Source organism: Vibrio breoganii, from assembly GCF_001677275.1.
GTDB lineage: Bacteria > Pseudomonadota > Gammaproteobacteria > Enterobacterales > Vibrionaceae > Vibrio > Vibrio breoganii.
The window spans coordinates 668,605-694,719 of sequence record NZ_CP016178.1 but is presented as its reverse complement, the minus strand read 5'-3'; the positions used below and the strand labels follow the sequence as shown (position 1 = coordinate 694,719).

Below are 26,115 nucleotides of genomic sequence, written 5' to 3'. Positions count from 1 at the left end.
TTATTTATTATTATCGAACCGCTGCTATAGCTGACGCTACGTAAGTTAAATCTTGTTCCCTTAGGCCTGCAATGTTGATACGGCCATCGTTAACACCGTACACAGCAAACTCTTCACGAAGTCTGGTCATCTGCTGCGCTGAGAAACCGAGTACACTAAACATACCTTTGTGTTGTTTAATAAACTCAAAGTCCTCAGAGTTTGTATTCTGAACCAACTCTAAACACAGCTGCTCTCTTAAGCTAACCAGTCTTAAGCGCATCTGCTCTAACTCAGTCATCCAAGAAGACTTTAACTCATTGTCTAACAACACAGTTTTAACTATAGACGCGCCATGCGCAGGAGGCATAGTATAAGTTGATCTTGCCATCTGTAATAGCTTACCGCGCGCATTCGTTGCATGGCTTTGCTGATCTGCTACTACGATCGCACTACCCGTACGCTCTCTGTATAAACCGAAGTTTTTCGAGCAAGAACTGGTCACCAACAACTCTGGAAGATTAGCGGCCATGTGCTGAACACCAAATGCATCTTGCTCCAGTCCATCACCAAAGCCTTGGTAAGCAATATCGATAAACGGCAAGAAGCCATTTTTTTGCGCGAGAAGCGTTACTTGCTTCCATGCATCTTGCGATAGATCTGCACCTGTTGGGTTGTGACAGCAGCCGTGAAGCAGCACAACATCTTTCGCACCAGCGTTACTCAAATCATCAAGCATTGCATTTACATCAACCTGCTTGCTCGCTGGCTCAAAGTAGCGATAGTGTTTTACCTTCAGGCCTGCAGCTTCCATCACTGGCTGATGGTTAACATAGCTTGGATTACTCAGCCAAACCGTAGCGCCCGGGTTTGAAAACGCAATCAGCTCTGCCAGCATGCGCAATCCACCACTCGCCCCTGGCGTTTGTACTGATATAGCACGTTCGCCAATAACTGAGTCAGGTAACACAAGCTTTAATGCTGCAGCATTAAATTCTTCATCGCCCGCCATGCCGACGTAAGCCTTTGTTTGTTGGCTATTGAGAACCACTTGCTCAGCTTTTTGTATAGACTCCATGACTGGCGTTACCCCGTCACTATTGCGATAAACACCGATACCTAGATCGATCTTTTTATCACGTTGGTCTTGTCTGTAAGCTAAAGATAAAGACAGGATTGGATCCTGTTGAGGTGCTGGAAGATTGGAGAACATGAAAGTCACAACCCTTTGAAATTCATTTGGATAGACTCACGTTATCACTTGGCGAAAGAAATCGAAACAGTTATTAATCGGCAACCCTGTTTCGTGATTATTTTTTGTTCAGATAAAGCAAAGGACGCTTAATTTGCGTCCTTTGATAAGGAAATTACTTGAGATCGAAGCGATGTATGACCTGATTAGAGCTGCCACGCCATTCTAGACGCACATCTGCAAAGTCTTTTTCATACTTGCCATCAATCAGCACATCGATAAAATCCACAACCTGTTGCTGCTCTGGGGAGAGCTCAGCCAGCAAATAGCCGGTCCAAAGCCAGATGTCCTTTCCTGGACACTCCTCTTTCACACGCTTGACCAGCTTGAGCACTGACTCAACATTGCCTGGAAACAAGGGATCGCCACCAGACAGAGATAAACCTCGGCGTTTAATTCGGGTGTCATTAAGATCAGCAATTATCTGGTCTTCCATCTCTTGAGTGTAGAGATGGCCAGAGCTTGGAGACCAAGTTGATTGGTTATAACAGCCACGACATTGATGAATGCAACCAGAAACAAACAGGGTACAGCGCGTACCCGGCCCGTTTACTACATCTACAGGATAATAGTTATGGTAATTCATCAATGCCCTACTCTATATGCTATCAGTATGGTTAATTATAGGTGCTTAACGCGACGTTTAACTTCTTCTTGTTTACCGAAATTAAACGGACGTGCGTCAGGGCTTCCTAGGTAACCGCACACACGGCGCGTAACCGATACCTTAGAAGAATCGTGATTGCCACAAGACGGACAAGTAAAGCCCTTACTTGTACACTCAAACTCGCCCGTATAGCCACACTCATAACACTCATCGATAGGTGTATTGGTGCCGTAATATGGAACTCGGCTATACGAGTAATCCCAAACGTTTTCTAGCGCTTCAATATTGCGTTGCATGTTAGGGAACTCACCGTAGCAGATAAAACCACCGGTTGAGATAAGCGGGTAAGGCATCTCAAAGTCAATCTTGTCGTATGGGTTAACCTTCTTCTCAACATCTAGGTGGAAGCTGTTGGTGTAGTAACCCTTGTCAGTAACGCCCTTGATCACACCAAACTCTTTAGTGTCTACTCGGCAGAAACGGCTACATAGGTTTTCACTTGGCGTGCCGTATAGGCTAAAGCCATAGCCCGTTTCTTCTGTCCAACGCTCTACGTTTTCTTTCAAGTAAGAGACGATCTTCAGTGCTTTCTCACGTAAACGCGCTTCATCAAATACATGCTCTTCGGTACCAAACAACGCATTGATGGTTTCATGAATACCGATGTAGCCCAGAGAAATTGAAGCACGGCCATTCTTGAAAATTTCAGATACTGAATCATCAGGGTTTAGACGAACACCACACGCGCCTTCCATGTATAGGATTGGAGCAACACGCGCCTTCACATTTTCTAGACGAGTGATACGAGTCTCTAAGGCGCGACGCGCTGTGACTAGTTTTTCGTCTAGTAACTCATAGAAACGTTCTTCACTGCCACCAGCTTGTAGCGCAATACGTGGCAAGTTAAGGCTAACAACACCAAGGTTGTTGCGTCCTTCATGGATCATCTCGCCGTTTTCTTCATAGACGTTGAGGAAGCTACGACAACCCATAGGCGTTTTAAATGAACCCGTGACTTCTACTACCTTGTCGTAGTTTAAGATATCTGGGTACATACGCTTAGACGCACATTCAAGAGCCAACTGCTTAATGTCGTAGTTAGGATCCGTTGGCTTATGATTCAAGCCATCTTGGATTGCAAACACCAACTTAGGGAAGACTGCTGTCTTCTTGTTCTTACCAAGGCCAGCAATACGGTTCTTTAAAATAGACGTTTGAATCAGCTTTGAAGCCCACGTAGAGCCAAGACCAAAACCAAAAGTAACAAAAGGAGTTTGACCGTTTGCTGTGTGCAGAGTATTGACCTCATACTCTAGAGATTGAAAAGCGTCGTAACACTCTTTCTCTGTACGAGAACGTGCAAACTCTTCAGGGTTATGGATGTCCCACTCTTTCGCTACTTCAAGGTGCTTTTCGTAGCTACAAGTCACGTAAGGCTCAAGAACTTCGTCAATACGGTTAATGGTTGTGCCGCCGTAAATGTGGCTTGCAACCTGTGCAATGATTTGCGCAGTAACCGCCGTTGCAGTAGAGATCGACTTAGGCGTGTCAATCTCAGCATTACCCATTTTAAAGCCGTGTGTTAGCATGCCTTTAAGGTCGATTAGCATGCAGTTAAACATTGGGAAGAACGGTGCGTAATCCAGGTCATGGTAATGGATATCGCCATCTTCGTGTGCTTGAACAATATCACGAGGTAAAATATGCGTTTTTGCGTAGTGCTTAGCTACAATACCAGCTAGGAGATCGCGCTGAGTTGGGATCACTTTACCGTCTTTGTTGGCGTTTTCGTTAAGAAGATCAGCATTTGATTGCTCAATTAAACCTTGGATTTCTTGGTTTAGAACACTCTTCTTCTCACGAGCCATATCACGGTCATGACGGTATTCGATGTACGAGCGTGCCAGTCCTTTATAAGGACCTTGCATCAGTTCGTTCTCGACTAGGGTTTGGATTTGCTGGATATCCACTTCTTGGCTATCTACCAGTTGTTGCTCAACAGATAACGCGACGCCCTCGGCATAGTTCGCTAAGTCTTCATCTGTGTGAGGTGCAGCACTTTTTATTGCTGCAACAATACGATCCTTGGTAAATGGGGCGAGAGATCCATCTCTTTTTAGAACAACTGGTTTCACATATTCTCCTTACCCACAGCATATACACAGATACACTATATAGGGTATTCATATTTGTTTTACACACTACATATTGTGGGCGTATTAAACGAGAACCGCCACCCAATGTTTTTGATCTAGATCAATGTAAGGGTTGAGTGAGCGATTTTGAGACCGATCTTTTTTGAATAAATGATCTCGTCCTCATAACAAAAAAAATCGCATAAATTTTTCAGAAAAACTTGCAATTTTTGAAGTGCTTTTGGAATGGGCAATGAAAAGGAACAACGGATTTAGATGCTAGAAAAACTAAAAAAATCACTTGCATTTACTTGGGTAATATTGCTGATTTCAGCGCTTCCAAGCGGTGCATATGCAACCACTATAAACCTCACCACTTGGAACATAGCCTGGCTATCTACGCAGAGTTATCCACAATATTCTGAAAGTAATAGGAGCATGGATGACTTCTCAAGCTTGTCTGGTTACTTTCATAAGACCCATGCAGACATCCTTGCTTTTCAAGAAGTCGATAGTGCTGAAGCCATCAGCAAGGTCGTTGGTACTGATTACCACATAATACTGTCTGATCGTGCGCTGACTACAAATTCCCATCGACAGTTCAACGATATCAACCAGTACACGGGATTTGCCGTGCGCAAGTCGCTTAAGGTTCATAACCACCCCGATATTGATTTGAACCCCAGTAAAAATGGTAAGCTTCGCTTTGCCAGCTATATAGAGATAGAAAGAAGCAACAGTAAGCCAAATATCCATGTGCTTTCTGTTCATCTTAAAGCGGGCTGTCAGGGGGCCAAACGTAACAACCGATCCTGCAAACTCTTGGATAAGCAAGGAACAATGCTCAATCAGTGGATTAAGGTTAGGCAGAGCAATAGAGATTCTTTTGTCATCATGGGCGATTTTAACCATAACCTTGCCTACCGAGGCGACTGGTTATGGGAGCAACTTACACAAGGCACAACTAATGCAGTTCTCGCATCAGCTGACTCTAAGGCCAAGTGTGAAGTGCGATCTAACAGAAACCCGAAACAAACTCATAGGTTCCGAAATCTTATTGATCATGTCATCGTAAGTTCCGACTTAGCGTTCTCTGAGCCTGCTCAAGACACTTTTTCAAAAAACGATGTGATTAACTATCAGCTCAGTGATCACTGTCCTGTCTCGCTCTCGATCAAGTAGTACACACAAAAACGCCCTCATATCTGAGGGCGTTGATTAATCGTCGACTCTAGCATTGCTCAAGACTTAGCTGTGACACTCGTTACGCGTCCGCCAATATAGAAACCCGCCAGCATTGCCACTAGGAACATCCATGCTTGTATGTTGCCTGCTCCTAATGACGAAACGACAGGTCCAGGGCAAATACCCACTAAACCCCAACCGATACCAAATAACCCTGCTCCCACTAGCAAACGACTATCGATAAGGCTGCTTTTGGAAATTGAAAATGTCTCTGCTGATAGTGGTTTTGGCTGCTTCTTAATAACCAAAAAGTACACAGGCAAGAACACGCCTAAGCCGCCACCCATCACAAACGCCAGACTAGGGTCCCAGTTGCCCGCTATATCCAAGAATCCAATAACCTTCACCGGGTCGACCATTCCTGAGATAGCCATACCCAGACCAAATAACACACCCGAAATAATTGAGATAAATTTAAACATACCCTTACCCCACTAGATGCAAGCGAACAAATACAGTAATACCAGACACCAGCATAAACACGCAGGTCGCGACGATTGAGCGCTTAGACAAGCGTCCAATTCCACAGATGCCATGACCGGACGTGCATCCATTGCCAATTTTAGTGCCTATACCCACAAATAAACCGCCAAGTAATAGCAGCATTAGGTTGGTGTCGTATTGCATTGGAATGTAAGCACCGAATGCATTTACTCCTAATACACCACCAGCGACCATGCCGATAACAAACAACCAACGCCAACCTCTATCTCCGGATTCATTTTTCATAAGACCAGAGACAATACCGCTAATGCCAGCAATCTTGCCGTTGAAAAGTAATAACATTGATGCTGAAACGCCTAAAAGCATTCCCCCGAATAGCGAGGACCAAGGAATGGTAAACTCCACAATCTTCTCCTTAATTAACAGTAAATTTGATATAGCGATTGGATAAGCTGTTCTACTTGCTGGTTTTTCAGCGAATAAAACACTTTTTGCGATTCTTTTCTCACTTGCACAAGTTCGTTGTCTCTTAGCACCTTAAGATGCTGAGATAATGCCGATTGATTAAGTAGCGATCCTTTCTGCAGGTCCGACACCCCTTTCTCACCCTCAATTAATTGGCACACCACCATCAAACGCTCTGAGTGAGACAATACCTTCAAAACAGACGCGACATTGTCCGCTTTTGCTTTTATCTCAAGAAGATCGGATGCCTCGGTTTGTGCACCAGTTTTTACATTGGTTTGTGCATAGCTTTGGTTATTTTGTATCAAGCCTCATACCTTTCATTTAATTGTATGACTGCGGATAGTGTAAACCACACACTAAATTAGTCAATGCTAATTTAGTGCTTGCAAATTTAGCCCTGTTAATATTAGAATTTACTTATTGAATTGAAATACTCACAGCCCACAAATATAAAAACAAGTTTGGAGCAACAACAATGACTAAGATCCTTATCGTAGGCGGTGTCGCCGGTGGCGCATCGGCGGCTGCCAGAGCACGTCGATTGAGCGAAGATGCAGAAATTATCATGTTTGAACGAGGCGAGTTTGTTTCTTTTGCCAACTGCGGTCTGCCTTATCACATCGGTGGTGACATCACCGACCGAAGCAAGCTTCTGCTACAAACTCCCGAGAGTTTCCTTGCACGATTTAACGTCGATGTACGAGTGATGAACGAGGTTGTTGCTATTCAGCGTCAAGAGAAAACAGTAACCGTAAAGAACCTGCTTGATGGCAACGAATACACAGAAAGCTATGACTTCTTGTTGCTCAGCCCTGGCGCAGGACCGATCGTGCCCCCTATTGACGGATTGGATAATCCACTCACCCACTCGCTGCGAAATATTCCCGATATGGATCGCATCATCAATACCCTAAAAATGAACAAAGCTGAGCATGCGACCGTTGTTGGCGGTGGGTTTATTGGTCTAGAGATGATGGAAGCATTTCATCAGCTGGGCATCAAAACTACCCTGATTGAAATGGCCGATCAGGTTATGACCCCTGTTGACCGTGAAATGGCGGGCTTTGTCCATACAGAAATTCTAGATAAGGGCATAGACCTCAGACTCGGCGTCGCACTTCAGTCTGTGGAATACAAACCTAATCGACATATCGCAAATACTGAAGCCGGTGAAACAGAGCATCATCAACACCTGCAAGGCTCGTTGAACCTAAGACTCAACAATGGTCAAGAGTTAGCCACAGACATTCTGATTATGGCCATTGGCGTTAAACCGGAAACTACACTCGCTCAACAAGCAGGGCTTGAGATTGGCGAGCTAGGCGGTATTCATACCAACGCGTCTATGCAGACCAACGACCCTTATATTTATGCCGTGGGAGACGCGGTAGAAGAAAAAGATTTTGTTACGGGCAATCAAACCCTTGTGCCTTTAGCTGGACCTGCAAATAGACAAGGTAGAATGGCCGCCGATAACATGCTTGGCCGTCAGGAGACCTATCAAGGCACACAAGGCACCGCCATTTGTAAAGTGTTTGACTTAGCCATTGCGTCTACCGGTAAGAATGAGAAACAGCTTGTACGTGAAGGCATCAATTTTGAAAAGGTGTATGTTCACACCGCTAGCCACGCAAGCTATTACCCAGGTGCAGAGATAGTCTCTTTCAAAATGCTGTTCGACCCTGTTACAGGCAAGATTTTTGGCGCCCAAGCAACCGGTAAAGATGGCGTTGATAAGCGCATTGATGTTATGGCCGTCGCCCAGCGCGCTGGAATGACGGTTGATCAGCTTCAACACCTTGAACTGACTTACGCGCCACCTTATGGCAGCGCTAAAGATGTAATCAACCAAGCTGCGTTTGTTGCCAACAATATCGTTAAGGGTGATTCGACTCCAATTCACTTTGACGAAGTCGATAGCTTGTCAGATGAACAAGTTTTACTTGATGTACGTAATCCCGGTGAGCGCGAGAATGGCAACCACATTCAAGGTGATATCAATATCCCTGTCGATCAGTTGCGCCATAGAATGCATGAACTACCGAAAGACAAAGAAATTGTGGTCTATTGCCAAGTTGGCCTACGCGGTAACGTCGCCTATCGACAATTGGTGAATAATGGGTTCAAAGCAAGAAACCTGATCGGCGGGTTCAAAACCTATAAGATGGCTAATGCTTAAAAGCCGTACTGCGTTTACTTAACTAGTTCCCAATAACGCTTCGTCTTGTGTAAGTACAAGGTGAAGCGTTTTTTTATTACCCCCTCTCCAAATTTCCCTTTTCCCTTTTCCCTGTAATTACGAGAGCAAGATCCCCTTATCAATACGCACAATGAGAATGAATTCACACTATTGATATTTCTTACGCACAAGCCCACTTTTGTTATTTACACTGCCAACAAATCAACAAAACCTTCCAGATAGTTCATCATGGGGGGGAAACATTAACGCGGACATTTTCTTTACACGCAGAAAGAAAGCGCTTTCTTTCTGGGGTGTACCAATCAAAAGTGTTCTTAAATTTAGCCCATTAATAGGTTTATCGGATAACTTTATGCAAACAGAACAAATACGCATTGCTCAGAAAAACTTAGTCCCAGTCAGCCGTCAGGCTGCTGGTGAAGGCATTGTATTATTAGAGAATCGTCAAAATACGCTTCCCCTTTCCTCGGAAGATACCGTTTCTCTATTTGGCCGCTGTCAGATTGACACCTATAGAAGTGGCACGGGCTCAGGTGGCGCGGTAAACGTACCCTACGCAATTAATGCGTTAGAAGGTCTGCGTGCAAATAAAGCCGTTGTTATCAATGAAGATCTGGTCAGCGTTTACGAAAATTGGATTACAGACAACCCATTTGACGATGGCGGTGGCGGTTGGGCAGCAGAACCTTGGTTCCAACACGAAATGCCTCTGTCAGATGACATTGTTAAGACTGCTGCAGGTAAATCAAACAAAGCAGTCGTCTTTATTGGCCGTACCGCGGGTGAAGACCAAGATAATGCAAACGAAGCAGGAAGCTACAAGTTAACTGATCTTGAGCTTGCTATGGTAAACAAGGTCAACGCCTTCTTTGATAACGTAATCATCGTCATGAACGTGACCAACATTATGGACATGTCTTGGCTAGAGACTGTTGACCATAAAGAGTCAATCACTGCGGTACTGTACAGCTGGGCTGCAGGTATGGAAGGTGGACACGCGCTTGCTGACGTATTGTCAGGTGATATCGCACCAAGTGGCCGCCTAACAAACACTATCGCCTACAAGTTATCAGACTACCCTTCTGATGCTAACTTCGGTAGCAAGGTATGTAACCAATACCAAGAAGACATCTATGTGGGTTACCGCTACTTTGAAACCTTTAACAAAGAAGCCGTTCAGTATCCATTTGGTCACGGTCTTTCATACACAAGCTTCGAGCGCGAGTGCATTTCATTCAAAGTGGAAGGCGAAGGAAAAGATCAATTCTTTACGTTTGACATAAAGGTCACTAACACAGGCTCACAATACAAAGCTAAAGAAGTGGTTCAGCTCTATGTAGAAGCACCTCAAGGTAAGCTTGGCAAACCTGCTCGTGTGTTGGCGGGTTTCGGAAAAACTTGCGAGTTAGAAGCTGGAAAAAGTGACACTGTGACTATCACTGTAGCATTGAGCGCACTGGCTTCATTTGACGACAACGGCGTTACTGGCAATGCTCACGCGTTCGTAGTTGAAGCAGGCACATACCAGTTCTACTTGGGTGAAAACGTACGTCAAGCAACCGCTATCGACGCTAAGGTTGAGCTAAAAGACCTAGTTGTAGTAGAGCAGCTTCAAGAAGCAATGGCAGCGATACAAGAGTTTGATCGTCTTAAGCCTGGTGCATTGGCAACAAATGGCTTGTACGAAAAAGCATACGAAGCAGTACCGCAACGCACCGTTTCTCTTGAGGAACGCATCACAGCCAACATGCCTAACACTTATGAAATCACTGGTGATAAGGGTATTCGTTTAGCTGATGTTAAGGAAGGCAAAGCAACTCTAGAAGAGTTCATTGCTCAGCTTAGTCTTGAGCAGTTAGCGACTATCGTTCGCGGTGAAGGTATGTGTAGCCCTAAGGTCACTCCAGGTACTGCGGCCGCATTTGGCGGTGTTAGCGATAGCTTGTTTGAGCTAGGTATCCCAACAGCAGCGGCGGCAGATGGCCCTTCTGGTATCCGCATGGATAGCGGACATAAAGCCTCTCAGGTGCCAATCGGCACATTGCTAGCTTGTACGTGGAACACACCGCTTAACCATGAGTTATTCAAGCTTGTGGGTGAAGAGATGCAAGCAAACCTTATTGATACCCTGCTTGGTCCTGGCATCAACATCCACCGTCACCCATTAAATGGCCGTAACTTCGAGTACTTCTCTGAAGATCCGTTCATGACGGGCATTATGGCAGCAGCGCAAACTCGTGGCCTTAAGGTTGCAGGTGTTTCAGGCACTATTAAGCACTTTGCAGCAAACGACCAAGAAACGGCGCGTGTAGATTCAGACAGTGCTATGTCAGCGCGTGCACTTCGCGAGATCCACCTTAAGCCGTTTGAAATGGCGGTTAAGCTAGGTGATGCAACCACTATCATGACCTCTTACAACCCAATCAACGGTCACTGGGCAGCATCAAACTACGACCTAAACACTACCATTCTGCGTGGTGAGTGGGGGTATTCTGGCATCGTGATGACCGACTGGTGGGCGAAGATGAATGACTGCGTTCTAGCTGGAGAAGAGTCTAAAACCTTTACTTCGTTCATGGTTCGCGCTCAAAACGACCTATACATGGTTGTTGAAAATGACACGGCTGAATCGAACGGTATGGGTGACAACACTATCCAAGCGGTAGAAGACGGCACACTGACCATTGGTGAGTTGCAACGTAGCGCAATGAACATCTGTCGCTTCATTATGGATGCGCCAGTGATGTCTCGTCCGCTTAAGAAGTACGAACCGATTAAGCCGTTTGCGCCGCAAGCACAAATCAGCGAAGACGCTATTTCTGTTGAACAGCCTATTGAGTTGAATACAGCAGCAAATGTGACTAAAACCATCAAGATCGAAACAGCAGGCGAATACCACTGCTCGGCTGTAGCGCATTACGATAGAAATTCACTGGCTCAGTCATCATGTAGCATGCACTTAAATGGCCTATTCAGCATGTCATTCCCAGTGAACGGTACAGATGGTAAGAGCGTTGATGTTGACGGCTTGACCGTTAAGCTAGAAGCAGGAACATACGAGGTCCACATCAACTTTGTTAAACGTGGACTGGTTCTTGAAACGCTAAGCTTCACCAAACTGTAACTAACAGCCAGTAGCTATCAGCTATCAGCTATCAGCTATCAGCTATCAGATGATATAGACCGAGTGCTCCCCCGTGTGTCTCGGTCTTTTTTTATTTCGCTACTTGAGCCTGCAGCTGTTACATCGTGAAGATCCGGTTAGCCAGCGGGAGATCGGGTAGCGATTTCTGGCAAACCATAGATAGATTTTGTCGCACAAAGGGCGAAACATTTTCCAACGCGTTGGCGCATACAGCCAACCTTTCCCTACTCTACTCCAAGCCTGGTAGGTGACATCCAAACCCAATAGAAGTTTTCCTTCTTCATTTAACGCGTGCAGCATTACCGATGCTTGTTTGGCATCTATATAGGGGTAATCAGTAAAGTGTTGAGCGTGAATATCGACGAGTAGCAGTTGATTGTAAGTGTCATGCTTTTTAAGGGACGTCATTTCCTTAACGCACAATGGGCAGGTGCCATCATAGAACAGGGTGAATTGACCCATATTTTCCTCTATCACCAGTAAGTGAGAATATTCTTCATACGGAGTAGCTGAAAATATAGGTCATAGAAGATTACCCTCTATTTGGGTTGCTCTTACAATGATCGATGGCTTGTTCTAAAAGCTCAAGGGCAGTTTTGTCACAACGAGGGAGAACTGCTTTGCTTTCTCTTATTGGCGTCACACGTTGACCCCATCGAATTCTACCCGCTCCCCAAGTCAGTCCGGCGCCAAAGGCAGCGGTTAAAATCTCAGCACCAGGCTTGATTGCGCCCTGCTCAGCGGCTTCGCAGATAGCAATTGGCACAGTAGCCGCCGATGTATTGCCGTAGTTTTGGATGTTGATAAAGGCTTTTTCTTGCTCAATACCCGCCAGATCGCACAGCGTTTGAATAATTCGTACATTCGCTTGATGGGGAATCACAAGGTCAATGTTAGAGGTTGGCAGTTGAGCTTCGGTTAATACATGTTGCGCCGCGCTTCCCATGCCTTTGACTGCGCGTTTAAATATCTCACGCCCTACAAAGTTAAACTCAAAGTAGCCGTTGTCTGTAGCAAATCTTTCCATTGAGGTACCAAAGCTTGGTACTGCTAGAATGTCTCTTCCTTCAGAGTCACAACCTAGTTTACTTTGCAGTAAACCCACTTCCTCTTCTGTCTCTGAAAGTACTACTGCGCCTGCGCCGTCTCCAAATAGAACCGCTGTATCACGCTGCGTCCAATCGATAAAAAAGCTCAGTCTTTCTGCACCTATGACCAAGACATGCTTGTAGGCACCCGCTTGAATCATGCGTGTCGCAGTTTCCAGGCCGTATACAAACCCTGTACAGGCAGCATTAAGATCAAAAGCAGCGGCTTGAAACGCCTTCAGGTTATTTTGCACTTTGGAGGCAATGTTTGGGATCAAGGTATCAGGGGAACACGTAGCCACGATGATAAGGTCAAGATCACTCGCTTGAATGCCAGCGCAATCAATCGCTTGCTGAGCCGCAACGGTTGCTAGATCTGAGGTTTGTACATGACTGATGCGTCTTGCGGATATGCCCGTTCTTGGTTTAATCCACTCATCTGACGTATCAAGAAACGTACTAAGATCATCGTTGGTCAATACTGTTGGTGGAAGACACTTTCCCCAACCCGAGATTTCTGCAAACTTCTTCGCCATACTACCTGCTTTGTTTCAAATCAATATTGGTCCAATGAGTATACTGCATTCAAAGGAGACAAATAACGCTTAGCGGTAGTTATTTACCTGCTTTACATCACCAAAATTGTGAGAATGTGATAGTCTTAGACCCGTTAAGCTAAGCAAGGTTAAAAAATGAACCGCAAGAAGAAAATCAATCAGATCTTTAAAAAGAGAATGAAAAAGCAAAACTCAAAACTCCATACCTCAAATAAGCCTAAATACATTTCAAAGGCAGAGCGCGCAAAAATGGAGCTTGAAGCTGAGCAAACCGAAATGTCTGTCGAGCAAGAGCCAACAGATCAAGCATCTCCAGCAGGGTAAAAAGCCCTTTCCCAAACTCGTTCCGACTCCAGAGGTGTTAGATTTATCTAGCACTTCAATTTGTCGTTTTCCAAAGATATTCAAACAGGAATTTCACTGTGATTTCTCGATTGCCAAAATGGGTGGAAGTGGGTGCTTTCATTCTTGCTTTGGTAGCAGGCTTTGTTAACTCAATCGGCTTGCTTGGTTTTGAGCACCAGTCTGTTTCGCACTTATCTGGAACGGCAACACTGCTCGGCATCAGCGTTATCGACAGTTCCTTTGCTCATGTCTTGCACCTGTTGGGCGTGTTGATTTCCTTTATGCTCGGCTCATCCGTCGCCGGTTACTTGCTCCATGACTCTACGTTAAAGCTCGGCAGACACTATGACTCAGTGCTTTTAATTGAGTCTTTGCTGCTGTTCATCGCACTAGCGCTTCTTTCCTCAGACAACGTTTCTGGTTTGTACTTTTCCTCTGCAGCCTGCGGCTTACAAAATGCCATGGCAACGACCTATAGCGGTGCGATCGTCAGAACGACCCATGTTACCGGGATTTTCACCGACCTTGGGATAATGCTAGGTAAGCTATTTAGAGGCGAGCCTCTAGATAAAAGAAAAGCTAAATTGTTTATCTACATTATCTTGGGCTTTGTATTGGGCGGAACTGCTGGAGTGATACTCTACGCAAAGTATCAGTTTATGTCGCTACTGCTACCAGCAACGGCGTGTTTTGTCATTGCGGTCATTTATAAGTTCTATTCAAGACAACACCGACCGTTGAGCTAACCAAAAATTAAAGCCCCATAGCGAGGTCACTATGAGGCTTTAACACTGGTTTACAGTAGATCGAATCTATCGGTATTCATGACTTTCGTCCACGCTGCCACAAAGTCGGATACAAACCTCTCTTTACTGTCGTCTTGGGCATAAACCTCAGCGTAAGATCTCAGTACCGAGTTAGAACCAAAGACCAGATCCACACGTGTTGCAGTCCACTTAATATCGCCAGTCGCTCTATCACGCAGCTCATACAACCCATCTTGTGTCGGCTTCCAAACATTATTCATGTCGGTGAGATTAACGAAGAAGTCGTTGCTCAATGCCCCTACATTGTCAGTGAACACGCCGTGCGAACTGTTAGCGTAGTTGGCACCTATAACGCGCAGACCACCCACTAGCACTGTCATCTCAGGTGCGGTTAGCCCCATTAGTTGCGCTCTATCCAGCAATAGCTCTTCTGACGTCACCACGTACTCTTTCTTTTGCCAGTTTCTAAATCCATCAGCAACAGGCTCAAGGACTGCAAAAGATTCAGCGTCAGTCATTTCACTGGTGGCATCACCACGACCTGGAGTAAATGGCACGCTTATATCAAATCCTGCAGATTTTGCGGCTTGTTCGACGCCTAAATTACCGGCGATGACGATAGTGTCAGCCACACTTGCCCCTGACTCACTCGCTATTGTCTCAAGCTCAGCTAGTACCTTAGCCAGTTTACTAGGTTCATTACCCTGCCAATCTTTTTGTGGCGATAAGCGAATTCGAGCGCCGTTTGCACCGCCTCGCTTATCTGATCCTCTAAAGGTTCTTGCGCTGTCCCATGCTGTAGTGACAAGCTCAGAGAGACTCAGCCCACTGTCTTTGATCTTTGATTTTACAGACTCTACATCATAGCCAGTCGCCCCACTTGGAATAGGGTCTTGCCAAATCAAATCATCAGCAGGAACATCAGGCCCTAGATAGCAACTCTTCGGTCCCATATCTCTATGAGTTAGCTTAAACCAAGCGCGCGCAAAAACTTCGTTGAAGTAGTCAGGGTCCTTATGGAAACGCTCTGAAATTTTGCGATACTCAGGGTCCACTTTAAGGGCCATATCCGCATCGGTCATAATCGGGTTATAACGAATATTTGAGTCTTCAACATCTACAGGCTTATCCGCGTCACTGATGTTCACCGGTTCCCACTGCCAAGCACCTGCTGGGCTCTTTTTCAGCTCCCACTCATAAGTGAACAATAGATGAAAATATCCGTTATCCCACTGGGTAGGATTGGTTGTCCATGCCCCTTCTAAACCACTAGTGACGGTGTCACGCCCAACACTGCGAGTTTGATGGTTCATCCAGCCAAGTCCCTGCTCAGCAACGTCTGCACCCTCGGGTTCAGCGCCAACCAAAGTAGCATCGCCATTACCGTGACATTTACCAACGGTATGACCACCAGCGGTTAACGCGACTGTTTCTTCATCATCCATAGCCATACGTGCAAAGGTAACTCGCATATCGTGAGCTGTTTTCAATGGATCAGGATTACCATCTACCCCTTCTGGATTGACGTAGATGAGCCCCATCATAACCGCCGCAAGAGGGTTTTCTAGGTCGCGTTCGCCGGAATAACGACTGCTTTCTGCGCCACTAGGCGCTAGCCATTCTTTCTCTGCTCCCCAGTAGATGTCTTTTTCAGGATGCCAAATGTCTTCTCGTCCGAACGCAAAACCGTAGGTTTTAAAGCCCATAGATTCATAGGCCATATTACCGGCAAGGATCATCAGATCAGCCCAGCTAATTTTGTTGCCGTATTTTTGTTTAATTGGCCATAACAGGCGACGAGCTTTGTCTAGGTTTGCATTATCAGGCCAAGAGTTAAGAGGTGCAAAGCGCTGATTGCCTGTACTTGCACCGCCTCGTCCATCGGCAATTCGATAGGTTCCCGCTGAGTGCCAAGCCATACGGATCATTAATCCGCCATAATGTCCCCAATCGGCAGGCCACCAGTCTTGGCTTGTGGTCATTAGAGCCTTTAAGTCATTTTTTAAAGCGGTGACATCGAGAGATTTGAGTTGTTGGCGATAGTCAAAATCATCACCAAGGGGGGTGGTTTTGGAGTCGTGTTGATGAAGAATATCGAGGTTGAGAGCCTTGGGCCACCACTGCTTCTCTGATCTCTGTTGAGAAGTCACCGCGCCATGCATTACTGGACATTTACCTTGTTTACCTGTCATACCTAACTCCTTGATTTTATCTTTGATAATGGCAATAGAAGTCAGGTTGACAGTTTAGCTCTCGCTACCCTTGTAATGTCAACACTCAGTCTATTGCGCGTTGGTATAAAGGTAGGTTTAAAAGCCGCAATATACTAATACTTAAGGGCTATAACTTTGATAGGTAAAAACGATGACATGTTGAATGCACTGATAGGCAACATCATAACAATGCATTCAATGGGTAGATTATTAGGATTTAAGGTTATCTCAGCAGAGAATCTTGAATGCCAATGAACTCTGAAGCCACTTCTTTCAATGCGTTGGCGGTTAATTGAGGCACGCCCAATACCACAACGTGGCAGTTATAGCGCTCAGCTACATGTTTGACCAACAACTCAAAATCACCGTCTCCAGAAAGCAGAATTATAGTATCTACTTCAGAGGCTCTTTCCATGATATCAATGGTGATACCCACATCCCAATCGCCTTTGGCACTGCCATCCGAGCGTTGAATATAAGGTTTCAACTTAACTTCAAAGCCTATGCCTCGAAGGATATGGTGAAACTGACGCTGCTTCGGATCGTGACTCGCTATGGCATAGGCTTGCGCTGAAGTAATTTCGCCATACTCCATCGCCAAAGCCCAAAAGGCGTTGTAATCAAAGTTACGACGATACGCATCTCGGGTGGTGTAATAGATGTTTTGCACATCCGCGAAGATGGCGACGCGCCTTTTAGACAGAGCTTGATTCATATTTGATTGATATCTCTATAGATTAAGTCTGAGAGTATACGTGACTTAGGCTGATTATCTAAGGCTAAATATGATACTCAAGAGGCGGAACGTCTGCGCAGTACTCAAGTACTTCACTAAGGTCGCTGATACTCATTGCCCCTTCTGCGCTCCATTTAGGAGATAAGGGGTTTGGACGATAATGAAGAGTAGTAATGTTCGCCGCGACACCGGCACGAATGCCTTGCAGCGTATCATCGACAAACAGGCACTCTTTAGCGCGAAATCCCATTCGCATCGCCGCATATTGGATAAGGTCGGGGTCGGGCTTCCAGCTATTTGCGTCAAAAGCACTGAACATCGCGCCTTTGAAATAATCGGATAAACCGCTGATTTCAAGTGTGTACTCTAGCTTACTGCGAGGTCCGTTCGACACAACACACACTTCAATTCCGTGTTGCTTAAGGGTATCTAAAACTTTGACTGCGTTCTTGCACGGTCTAAGTTGGTCTTGAAACAAGACCCTTGTTTTTTCTCTGTATAGAGGTTCGAGTTCGTCTATATCGACTTTAACACCAAGACGTTGGCTGGTTTCCACAAGGATATCTGCAAGTTTGCCACCGTTAAAATGACTGAGCGCCTCGTCCATACTCAGCTCGGCGCCATAGCAGTTAAAGACACTGACCAAGGCCTGGCAGCATAACTTTTCGCTATCAACCAGCGTACCTTCACAGTCAAAAATCACACACTTCATCTGTTCGCTGTCCATAGCATCTAATTGATTCTGTTTACGTTTATAACCAATAAGTGGTAACAAATGGAAAAGCAGTAGTGCTTACTGTTAACTACGCCCCTGTTTGTTGGCGATAAGCCGACCTGGATCACTAAACGTAAGCAAATGTTTGTAAAAATATCGGGCAGCTTTGCTCGCCTTGATTCATTTCTGTATCAAAAAGGTTCAAGATAGCGGCCACCTCAACGTCTTGGGCTAGGTCATTTTTAAGTATAAGGTCTGACACCAATACGATCTCTGAGGTATTTGAGACGATGCATGCCCCTACTACTTCTGAGCCTTCAAACCCGAGACACAATGAATGAGCACCTTGGTCATCAAGAATGATCTGAGCTAAAAACTCTTGTAAGAACTCTCTTGATGCTTCAGGTATGTCGCTGTGCGACGCCATAAAGCGCGCAAAAAGTACCGTAAGCTTGTGAAAGTCAGCTCTCAACCACTGTGTAGTACTCACTGCTTGGTTTAAATCTTTAGCTGGGAATACTAGCGAATTAATCTCACTGAACTTTTCGATAAGGTCCAGGTAACACGCTTTTCCTAAGACGCTTTCTCTCGTTGGGTAGGCCACATCTATCTGAGACAAAAGCCACTGGGTCTTTTGGTGCTGTAAATGCTCTACATTAGGTGTAGGCGCTGGGTTACTCATAGTCATGCTCATTTTTTGATTTTGTATAAGGATACACACGGATCTAAGTGTGAACAATTCTTTATCAAACAATCGCTTATTTAAACAAGATTGCCTGTATGTGTTAGACTCTACTCTATTCAATACCCTGTTTAATTTCTCGGAAATCGCAATGAAGAAAATCGCTCTATTGGCTCCACTCCTTGCCCTGACTCTTTCAGGGTGTGGCAAAAATGAAGTTGGTGACGTATCCCTTGGCTTTTTTACTCTTAAAGACATAAAAATATCGAATTTGGATGACGAGAAGATTCCAGGGGTAACGTGTCATATAGCCTCAGTTGAAGCGAATTTAAGCTTGTCTGACCCCAGTGACAGTTCAATCTCTTGTCGTCAAACTGGTGATATTACACCTGAAATGATCGCGTCAATCGACAAAAGTAAATCTGGTGAAGTGGTGTTCAAACAATCGAAAAGTGTTTTCTTTAAAACGATGAAAGTTCGACGCATCTATGACGCTGAAAACCAGACCCTACTCTACTTGTCTTATACGACTAAAGAGACCGACGGCAGTTTCAAGCATAGCCTGTCTACAGTGCCGCTATGGGATACATTGGCCTATCAATCTGCTGACGGCGTTCCAACCACCTCGGCGGAATCCGACTCAACAACGTCTAATGACGTAAATAAGCCTCAGACGGTAGGGGACGCTGCCTCTAAAAACAGCGAAGTTGTTTTTTAAATCATCAGTTAGGGTTCAAGTGCCTAGAATTTAAGCGCCCTCACTCATATGCAGAGTAAACCCTGTGGTATACTCTGCTCATCTTCCTTTTACATTACCCCATTATGAAGTTTCCTGGTCAAAGAAAGTCTAAACACTACTTCCCAACCCATTCTCGTGACCCATTGGTCAATCAGATCCGTCAGACACCCAAGCTATCAAGGCCTACGGTTGTTGGCGTGGGACAAACCATTGTTGATATCGAAGCTCGAGTCGATGATGAATTTTTGACAAAATATTCTTTGAGTAAGGGACACTCATTAGTTGTCGAACAGGAAGTAGCAGACGCACTCTACCAAGAGCTTGTTGAGAAGGGCTTGATCACCCACGAACACCCTGGCGATACCATAGGTAACACCCTACACAACTACTCTGTCCTAGCCGACAGCAAGTCTGTGTTATTGGGCGTCATGTCTAAAAACATCGATGTGGGTAGCTACGCGTATCGTTACCTTTGCCGCACCTCATCTCGCGTTAACCTGAATCATCTTCAGCGTGTTAATGGCCCTATTGGTCGTTGCTACACATTGATCACCGATGATGGCGAGCGTACCTTCGCTATCAACGAAGGCCACATGAATCAGCTGCTTCCTGAAAGCGTGCCTGAAAACGTGTTCGAGAAAGCCAGTGCGTTAGTGGTTTCTTCTTATCTGATGCGTGGTAAACCAGAAGATCCAATGCCTAAGGCTGTTCAGCGCGCCGTTGAACTGGCAAAAGAAAACAACGTACCTGTTGTCCTCACCCTTGGCACCAAGTACGTTATCGAAGGTAATGAAGACTGGTGGCAAAACTTCATCAAGGCCAACGTAACCATTGTTGCGATGAACGAAGAAGAAGGTGAAGCGCTGACCGGTGAAAAAGATCCCCTGCTTGCGGCTGATAAAGCACTTGAATGGGTAGACCTCGTTCTATGTACCGCTGGCCCTGTCGGCTTATACATGGCGGGTTACACAGAGAACGACAAGAAGCGGGAAACCGAATTTGCCTTGCTACCTGGCAATATTCCAGAGTTCAACAAATATGAATACAGCCGTGCGATGCGCTTTACTGACTGTAAAGACCCTATCCGCGTCTACTCTCATATCTCGCCTTACCTAGGCGGACCACTTGAAATCAAGAACACCAATGGTGCAGGTGACGGTGCATTGTCAGCACTGCTTCACGACATTGCCGCCAACGGTTATCACAAGAAGAATGTACCTGCGTCTGAAAAGCACAGCGCCTCATTCCTCACTTATTCGTCACTTTCGCAAATATGCAAATACGCAAACCGAGTAAGTTACGAATTGCTCACTCAGCACTCTCCTCGCCTGTCTCGTTCTCTTCCTGAGCGTGAAGATAGCCTTGAAGAAGCCTACTGGGATAGATAACAAAGTTTCAAATGGGTGATATTGTGATATCGCCTAGCCTCTGCCTACTAACAAGACTTAATGGACTATGAAAAAAATAACTCAAATAATTAGCCTAGTTTTCGCCTCTTTACTGTTACTGACTGCATGTAGCGAAAACCCAGAACCTCAACTGAACACTCACTACTCTCAGTTGCCAAACGATATTAGCGGTCTTGTGCAGCAACCTGTCGTTGAGGTGTTCTCTCTTACTTGTGGGCACTGCCTACAGATGGAAAAATTCATTCCTGAAATTGAAGAAGGGATCGGCCAGTCTGTTGGTAAGATACACGTCACCTTCAATGAGAGTGCTCAAGCTGCCGCTATGTTTTACTACGCTGCAGCAATGCAATCTGAAACGGGTAAGCCTGACGAAGGTATGATGACAGCGCTGTTTAATGCGTATCATGCCAATGCCGAGTTACCTGCAGAAGAGAGAACTCAATTACTGGTTAACGCTTATACAGAGCGTGGACTGGTTTCTCCATACGATCTAAACGAAGAGCAGAAGCAACAATTGTTTGAAGAAGTGACTAAAGCTGTCGATATTACGGGTAAGGGTTTGATCAACTCAGTTCCAACGTTTGTAGTAAACGGCAAGTATATGGTCATCACTTCAGCTCACAACGATCTGCCATCTATTGTTAACACAATCAAATACTTAATTGCGAAAGGATAACGACACTAATGTCTAAGTTTTTATTCCCTGCCATCATAGCGGTTTTGGCTGCATTCATGATCTACAGCATTTGGTCAAAAAATAAAGCGGGCCAAGAAAACTTCGCCCTCGGCCAAGCCTTCTTACAAGAAAACGGCCAACGTGACGAAGTCATCACCACTGAAAGCGGTCTTCAGTATGAAGTCCTTGTAAAGGGAGACGGCGAGACTCACCCAGCACCAACTGACACCGTTAAGGTGCACTATCACGGTACACTTATCGACGGTACCGTGTTTGATAGCTCTGTTGATCGCGGCGAACCGATTGAATTCCCTCTTAACCGTGTCATTCATGGTTGGCAAGAAGGCCTGCAACTGATGGTCGCGGGTGACAAGTTCCGCTTATACATCCCAAGCACGCTTGCTTATGGTAAAGACGGTACCGGTCCAATCCCTGCATCAGCAACATTGATCTTCGATGTCGAACTGATTGAAGTAAAGTAAGACATTAAAAAGGGCTGTCGATGACAGCCCTTTTACTTTCTAATGGTTTTATCTTTCGAGAACTAAATCGCCTACTCTGTAAACGCCGCCTCGTTCACTGGTTTAAACACAAAGCCAGAATCTGTCACTAGATAGCAATCCATACCTGCAGAATGCGCTGCCTGTAAGCCTAATAGCGTATCCTCAAACACCACACACTCAGTAGGTTGGCATTGCATGTTTTCAGCCGCCTGCAAAAAGGTATCTGGGAATGGTTTATGATTATTCACCTCTGTAGCGGTCACAACCGTATCAAAATAATCAAATACGCCACGAGCCTTTAACAGATCATGAGCACTGTCACGCTGTGCCCCTGTACCTATCGCCACTTTCTTGATTTGCATCTGATCTAACAGCACCTGATGGGTAATGCCGATCAACTCACCCTTAGCGTCATTGTTGGCAAACTGAGACATTTTAAAGCTAGAAACCTGTATTGGATCCAACTCTAAGCCAAAGCGTCGGTTTACTTCCAAAACAATCTTAGGACTTGGCATCCCCCCAAGGCTGTGAAGCCATTTAGGGTCGAAATCGAATCCAAACTCTTTAGCCGTCTGCTCCCACGCGGCGACGTGCGCTGGCATGGTATCAATCAGGGTGCCATCCATATCAAATATAATACCCTGATATTGTTCAAGTTTTGGCTGCATCCTTGGTCTCTCTTAATCTGTTAACGGGAACTATATTCACACCATAGCAGACTAAAATGACAAAACAATGCCATTTCGTTGACCAAACGACTCTTGCCTCAGCTTTTACCGATCACGGTTTGTCTATCCAACCCGCTACGGTTTGCACAGGAACAAAGTCTTTAGGCTTAGTTAACCACACAGCGACAGCATCTATTTGTGCAACGGGCTGTCGATTGTTCAATGAGAAGCCCCATTTTCCGGCAGCATTCTTCTGCTGCTTCTCGATAACAACAAAGTCGTGCTTGAGGGTTTTGCCTCGATTTTCACCTCGCTTAACGGGCGTGGTTTCGTTCATTGCTAACCATGCAATGTGCGCAGTGTATTGCTCATTGCCTGAAAAAGTGACAGTGTAATTATAATTATCTCGTTTTAGCTGCAGCTGTGTGGCGCTCGGCGCTTCAATATCTGGAAGCGTTCTTGTCCGATAACTAAAGAACCCTTTCCACTCCGCACCATTTACCACAAAGCCCGGAGTATAAACGCTATCAACGACACCATAGCTTCGATACAGCCTCTGCTTTTGACTATAAGAGGGGTGAGCAAAGCGGTCTTTCCAACCAATATAATCCCAATAATCTACGTGGTAGGCTAAAGGAATATAGTCGTCCCATAACGTGTCGGTTTCGGTATATTGAGAAAGATATTGATCCGCAGGCGGGCAACTAGAGCACCCTTCCGATGTAAAGAGCTCAATGACATAGGCTGGTTTTCCTTCGTGAGTCCAAACCTGAGCTTGCAGTAAGCTAGGCACCATCATGGCGAGTAATAGTGTAAAACGCATCCGTGTACTCCTACTAAAAGGGTTGTTTATACCAATCACACTAAGTAAGTGATCAGAAATAGCGCAGGAAAAATGCTTGAGAACAAGGCAGAACTTTTTGATAAGTAGTAATTCTACAATCAAAAATTCTAACGCCGTTATCGAGCATTTTAACCAGCTAGAATGAACAATTATTTAGTACGATTGGTATTACAGACCTGAGCTATGCCTATTCTCTTTCACTGTTTTAACTGTGCTAACTTATTAACAGGACCTCCAGCAGAGATAGAAGATAGATGTGTGGACGATTAAACATCACAGATGATCCTTTAGCGCAGTGGATATCAGACTCTCTGGGTCTTGAGTTTCATCCCTCGACAAATCACGATGTGCGCCCTACCCAGTCGGTTGGGGTCATTGCATCTACTCAGTCCCATCTTAAGCAGCAACAAATGCATTGGGGTGTTCAACCAAAGTGGTCGGGTAATCCCCCCAAAAAGTAACAGCATGAAAAAGTAGAATTTTCTCGTATAGTTAATACAGGAGATTCAACATGAAAAAATCACGATACACGGACAGTCAGATCCTCTCGATCTTAAAACATGCAGAAGCGGGAACCCCGATCCCAGAGCTTTGCCGAGAGCATGGTATGAGCAGCGCAACCTTCTATAAGTGGCGCTCAAAATACGGAGGTATGGACGCTTCCCTTATGGCTCGAATGAAAGAGCTTGAAGATGAAAATCGTCGCCTTAAAAAGATGTACGCGGAAGAGCGCTTAAAAGCCGAAGTCATATCTGAAGCCATGGCAAAAAAGTGGTGAAGCCCTGTGAGCGTCGCAAGATGGCTCAGCACTCGGTGGCGAACAACACAATTAGCATACGACAGGCTTGCCGTTGGTTTAGTGTCAGTGAGACTTGCTATCGGTATCAATCAAAAGGGCAACCTGAGAATGAACAGATAGCTCAGTTGCTTACTGAGTTGGCCGAAGACGAGTCTGACTGGGGTTTTGGATTGTGCTTTAACTATCTTCGCAATGTTAAGGGGCATACTTGGAATCACAAGCGGGTCTATCGCATATACTGCGAACTGGCTCTAAATCTGCGTATCCGTCCGCGAAGACGACTAAATCGTAATGTACCAGAGCCACTAAAAGACCCGATCAAGCCGAATCAAGTTTGGTCTATTGATTTTATGCACGATCAACTTTCCGATGGACGTAATTACCGCCTGTTTAATGTCATTGATGACTTTAAGCGTGAAGGATTAGCTATCGAAGCTGATTTCTCTTTACCAGCAGAAAGAGTTGTTAGGGCTCTAGAGCAGATAATCGAGCAACGAGAACAGCCTATCGCCATTCGCTGTGATAATGGGCCGGAGTTTATCAGCGGTCATTTTATTGAATGGGCTAAAAATCGAGGTATTCGTATTGACTATATACAGCCAGGTAATCCTCAGCAAAATGCTTATGTTGAGCGTTTCAACCGAACCGTCCGATTTAGTTGGGTAAGCAAGTATCTATTTGATTCGATAGCGGAAGTACAAGATAAAGCAACTCGTTGGCTTTGGTTCTACAACCATGAACGCCCACACAAAGCGAATGGAGGGCATCCACCACTGAAAATAGCCGCATAAATTCTACGAACAAGTGCCGTTATTAATGGGAGGATTACCGTCGAAACAACTCATCATTAATGCTCGCTCAGAAACCATAGAGTCTAAGCCTACCTTTAGAGAAGCGTTTAATCACAATAGAATCATAGTGCCGTGCAGCGGTTGGTATGAATGGGTCACCACAGAATCAGGAAAACAGAAATTTCAGTTCAATCCAGTCAAAAGTTCACAAGGGTTCTTAATGGCAGGGTTAGCTATGGGCAATGGTCACTTTGTTACCCTTACCACAGAACCCAATAACGAGTACGCCAGTTATCACCATCGAATGCCCCTTCTGTTTGACGTCAAAGACGCTCAGCAATGGGCTAGCGATCCGCATCAGGCGAAAAGACTACTCACTAAAAACAGCCAAATCCCTTTTGTGGCCAAAGCCGAGCCCATAGAGCCTATGCAAAACCTTTCCCTTTTCTAGATACAGCATGCACAAAAACGACAGAAGTAATTGTTTTTTAAGTGAGTTTGTACAAGAATCGTTAACAGAGATGCACAATTGTTAAGAGAGCTCAAATGAAAGGAATCATTTTTACTGAATTTTTAGACTTGGTAGAGAATCACTTTGGCCTTGAGGTGTTAGACCAAGTATTAGAAATGTCTGAAGACCAAGGTATCTATACCTCTGTAGGAAGTTACGACCATAAAGACCTAGTTAAACTGATCGTAAACCTCAGTAAAACATCAGATGTACCAGCCGATCAATTGCAGGAAGTGTTTGGGGAATCTGTGTTTAAGAAGCTACTAGCAACCATGCCACCAGCAGCGGCAGTGGCACAAAGCACCAATAGCTTCGAGTTCATTCGACACGTAGAAGATTACATCCACGTTGAGGTTAAGAAACTCTATCCCGATGCAGTCCCGCCCTCATTTGAGTTTATTTCAGAAAGCGAAACAGAGCTTGTATTAAATTATAAGAGTGCTCGTTGTATGTCTCATGTATGTCTAGGGCTAATTAAGGGATGCGCCAACCACTTTGAACAAAAGCTTGATATCCACATGAAGCCACTTAATGAAACGGGAAGTGAAGTTCGCTTCAATATCACCCTTGTTAGCTAACCCCAGTTTGGTGAGTAAT

General features: G+C 45.1%; 26 protein-coding genes and 1 pseudogene. 13 read left to right on the top strand and 14 right to left on the bottom strand.

What is annotated here, in order from left to right:
- Window positions 1-10: 10 nt before the first annotated feature.
- From A6E01_RS16095 to nrdD, 3 genes are all read right to left on the bottom strand, one after another.
- Window positions 11-1,192 (bottom strand): amino acid aminotransferase, encoded by a 1,182-nt coding sequence (locus A6E01_RS16095; protein WP_017029954.1) that lies wholly within the window; start codon window positions 1,190-1,192, stop codon window positions 11-13.
- Window positions 1,193-1,346: 154 nt separating this feature from the next.
- A complete protein-coding gene (nrdG, locus tag A6E01_RS16090) occupies window positions 1,347-1,817 on the bottom strand; it encodes an anaerobic ribonucleoside-triphosphate reductase-activating protein (RefSeq protein ID WP_017029955.1) in 471 nt (156 codons plus the stop codon).
- Window positions 1,818-1,852: 35 nt separating this feature from the next.
- The gene (gene nrdD, locus A6E01_RS16085) at window positions 1,853-3,973 is read right to left on the bottom strand and encodes an anaerobic ribonucleoside-triphosphate reductase (protein WP_065210709.1); all 2,121 of its coding nucleotides are present in this window, start codon (window positions 3,971-3,973) and stop codon (window positions 1,853-1,855) included.
- 276 nt (window positions 3,974-4,249) lie between these two features.
- Between nrdD and A6E01_RS16080 the strand changes: the two genes are divergently transcribed.
- A complete protein-coding gene (locus A6E01_RS16080; protein WP_065210708.1) occupies window positions 4,250-5,155 on the top strand; it encodes an exonuclease/endonuclease/phosphatase family protein in 906 nt (301 codons plus the stop codon).
- A gap of 59 nt (window positions 5,156-5,214) precedes the next feature.
- On the opposite strand, the gene A6E01_RS16075 is transcribed toward A6E01_RS16080, so the two are convergent.
- The 3 genes from A6E01_RS16075 to A6E01_RS16065 are packed head-to-tail and all read right to left on the bottom strand — an operon-like array spanning window position 5,215 to window position 6,435.
- Complete coding sequence (locus A6E01_RS16075) at window positions 5,215-5,640, bottom strand: YeeE/YedE family protein (RefSeq protein WP_017029958.1); 426 nt, start codon at window positions 5,638-5,640, stop codon at window positions 5,215-5,217.
- A gap of 4 nt (window positions 5,641-5,644) precedes the next feature.
- Entirely contained in the window at window positions 5,645-6,067 is a 423-nt protein-coding gene (locus A6E01_RS16070; protein ID WP_017029959.1) for a YeeE/YedE family protein, read from the bottom strand.
- A gap of 14 nt (window positions 6,068-6,081) precedes the next feature.
- Window positions 6,082-6,435: an ArsR/SmtB family transcription factor gene (locus A6E01_RS16065; protein ID WP_017029960.1), complete on the bottom strand. Its 354-nt coding sequence runs from the start codon at window positions 6,433-6,435 to the stop codon at window positions 6,082-6,084.
- Window positions 6,436-6,605: 170 nt separating this feature from the next.
- Here A6E01_RS16065 and A6E01_RS16060 point away from each other — a divergent pair, with 170 nt between their 5' ends.
- Window positions 6,606-8,309, top strand: a complete 1,704-nt coding sequence (locus A6E01_RS16060) for an FAD-dependent oxidoreductase (protein ID WP_017029961.1) — start codon at window positions 6,606-6,608, stop codon at window positions 8,307-8,309.
- 373 nt (window positions 8,310-8,682) lie between these two features.
- The gene (locus tag A6E01_RS16055; RefSeq protein ID WP_065210707.1) at window positions 8,683-11,454 is read left to right on the top strand and encodes a glycoside hydrolase family 3 protein; all 2,772 of its coding nucleotides are present in this window, start codon (window positions 8,683-8,685) and stop codon (window positions 11,452-11,454) included.
- A 99-nt stretch (window positions 11,455-11,553) separates the two neighbouring features.
- Here A6E01_RS16055 and A6E01_RS16050 read toward each other — a convergent pair whose 3' ends face one another.
- A complete protein-coding gene (locus tag A6E01_RS16050; protein ID WP_017032238.1) occupies window positions 11,554-11,937 on the bottom strand; it encodes a thiol-disulfide oxidoreductase DCC family protein in 384 nt (127 codons plus the stop codon).
- Between the two features lie 70 nt (window positions 11,938-12,007).
- The gene (locus A6E01_RS16045; RefSeq protein ID WP_065210706.1) at window positions 12,008-13,099 is read right to left on the bottom strand and encodes a ketoacyl-ACP synthase III; all 1,092 of its coding nucleotides are present in this window, start codon (window positions 13,097-13,099) and stop codon (window positions 12,008-12,010) included.
- Between the two features lie 156 nt (window positions 13,100-13,255).
- On the opposite strand from A6E01_RS16045, the gene A6E01_RS16040 reads away from it, so the two are divergent.
- Both A6E01_RS16040 and A6E01_RS16035 read left to right on the top strand, forming a co-directional pair.
- Complete coding sequence (locus A6E01_RS16040; protein ID WP_017029964.1) at window positions 13,256-13,444, top strand: DUF2986 domain-containing protein; 189 nt, start codon at window positions 13,256-13,258, stop codon at window positions 13,442-13,444.
- A 98-nt stretch (window positions 13,445-13,542) separates the two neighbouring features.
- Complete coding sequence (locus A6E01_RS16035; protein WP_065210705.1) at window positions 13,543-14,211, top strand: YoaK family protein; 669 nt, start codon at window positions 13,543-13,545, stop codon at window positions 14,209-14,211.
- A 50-nt stretch (window positions 14,212-14,261) separates the two neighbouring features.
- Here the strand turns inward: A6E01_RS16035 and katG are convergent, their stop codons facing one another.
- The 4 genes from katG to A6E01_RS16015 all read right to left on the bottom strand — a co-directional run bounded on the left by katG (window position 14,262) and on the right by A6E01_RS16015 (window position 18,578).
- Window positions 14,262-16,424 carry a catalase/peroxidase HPI gene (gene katG, locus A6E01_RS16030; protein ID WP_065210704.1) on the bottom strand — a complete coding sequence of 721 codons (2,163 nt, stop codon included), beginning with the start codon at window positions 16,422-16,424 and terminating at the stop codon, window positions 14,262-14,264.
- A gap of 244 nt (window positions 16,425-16,668) precedes the next feature.
- Window positions 16,669-17,160 carry a LabA-like NYN domain-containing protein gene (locus A6E01_RS16025; protein WP_017032235.1) on the bottom strand — a complete coding sequence of 164 codons (492 nt, stop codon included), beginning with the start codon at window positions 17,158-17,160 and terminating at the stop codon, window positions 16,669-16,671.
- 64 nt (window positions 17,161-17,224) lie between these two features.
- The gene (locus tag A6E01_RS16020) at window positions 17,225-17,908 is read right to left on the bottom strand and encodes an HAD-IA family hydrolase (RefSeq protein ID WP_017032234.1); all 684 of its coding nucleotides are present in this window, start codon (window positions 17,906-17,908) and stop codon (window positions 17,225-17,227) included.
- A gap of 115 nt (window positions 17,909-18,023) precedes the next feature.
- Window positions 18,024-18,578, bottom strand: a complete 555-nt coding sequence (locus A6E01_RS16015; RefSeq protein WP_065210703.1) for a hypothetical protein — start codon at window positions 18,576-18,578, stop codon at window positions 18,024-18,026.
- Between the two features lie 151 nt (window positions 18,579-18,729).
- Here A6E01_RS16015 and A6E01_RS16010 point away from each other — a divergent pair.
- The 4 genes and pseudogenes from A6E01_RS16010 to A6E01_RS15995 form a co-directional block, all read left to right on the top strand.
- Window positions 18,730-19,203, top strand: a pseudogene (locus tag A6E01_RS16010) (CreA family protein); the annotation flags it as partial.
- Between the two features lie 197 nt (window positions 19,204-19,400).
- Complete coding sequence (locus tag A6E01_RS16005; RefSeq protein ID WP_017028191.1) at window positions 19,401-20,705, top strand: inosine/guanosine kinase; 1,305 nt, start codon at window positions 19,401-19,403, stop codon at window positions 20,703-20,705.
- 67 nt (window positions 20,706-20,772) lie between these two features.
- Window positions 20,773-21,402: a thioredoxin domain-containing protein gene (locus A6E01_RS16000; protein ID WP_065210702.1), complete on the top strand. Its 630-nt coding sequence runs from the start codon at window positions 20,773-20,775 to the stop codon at window positions 21,400-21,402.
- 8 nt (window positions 21,403-21,410) lie between these two features.
- On the top strand, window positions 21,411-21,884 hold the full coding sequence (locus A6E01_RS15995; protein ID WP_017028189.1) for an FKBP-type peptidyl-prolyl cis-trans isomerase: 474 nt from the start codon (window positions 21,411-21,413) through the stop codon (window positions 21,882-21,884).
- Between the two features lie 71 nt (window positions 21,885-21,955).
- Here the strand turns inward: A6E01_RS15995 and A6E01_RS15990 are convergent, their stop codons facing one another.
- Together A6E01_RS15990 and A6E01_RS15985 are read right to left on the bottom strand one after the other, a co-directional pair.
- Window positions 21,956-22,573 carry a beta-phosphoglucomutase family hydrolase gene (locus A6E01_RS15990; protein WP_017028188.1) on the bottom strand — a complete coding sequence of 206 codons (618 nt, stop codon included), beginning with the start codon at window positions 22,571-22,573 and terminating at the stop codon, window positions 21,956-21,958.
- A gap of 112 nt (window positions 22,574-22,685) precedes the next feature.
- Window positions 22,686-23,396 carry a DUF1223 domain-containing protein gene (locus A6E01_RS15985; protein ID WP_065210701.1) on the bottom strand — a complete coding sequence of 237 codons (711 nt, stop codon included), beginning with the start codon at window positions 23,394-23,396 and terminating at the stop codon, window positions 22,686-22,688.
- A gap of 275 nt (window positions 23,397-23,671) precedes the next feature.
- Between A6E01_RS15985 and A6E01_RS21670 the strand changes: the two genes are divergently transcribed.
- From A6E01_RS21670 to A6E01_RS15965, 4 genes are all read left to right on the top strand, one after another.
- Window positions 23,672-23,878: an SOS response-associated peptidase family protein gene (locus tag A6E01_RS21670; RefSeq protein WP_335673599.1), complete on the top strand. Its 207-nt coding sequence runs from the start codon at window positions 23,672-23,674 to the stop codon at window positions 23,876-23,878.
- Window positions 23,879-23,928: 50 nt separating this feature from the next.
- Window positions 23,929-25,007 (top strand): IS3 family transposase gene (locus tag A6E01_RS15975; RefSeq protein WP_167714325.1). Its coding sequence is split into 2 segments (ribosomal slippage): window positions 23,929-24,178 and window positions 24,178-25,007, totalling 1,080 coding nucleotides; the frame shifts between segments, so codons are not numbered across the junction.
- A 25-nt stretch (window positions 25,008-25,032) separates the two neighbouring features.
- Complete coding sequence (locus A6E01_RS15970) at window positions 25,033-25,458, top strand: SOS response-associated peptidase family protein (RefSeq protein ID WP_237334549.1); 426 nt, start codon at window positions 25,033-25,035, stop codon at window positions 25,456-25,458.
- A 95-nt stretch (window positions 25,459-25,553) separates the two neighbouring features.
- Window positions 25,554-26,096 (top strand): heme NO-binding domain-containing protein, encoded by a 543-nt coding sequence (locus tag A6E01_RS15965; RefSeq protein ID WP_017028185.1) that lies wholly within the window; start codon window positions 25,554-25,556, stop codon window positions 26,094-26,096.
- Window positions 26,097-26,115: the final 19 nt, after the last annotated feature.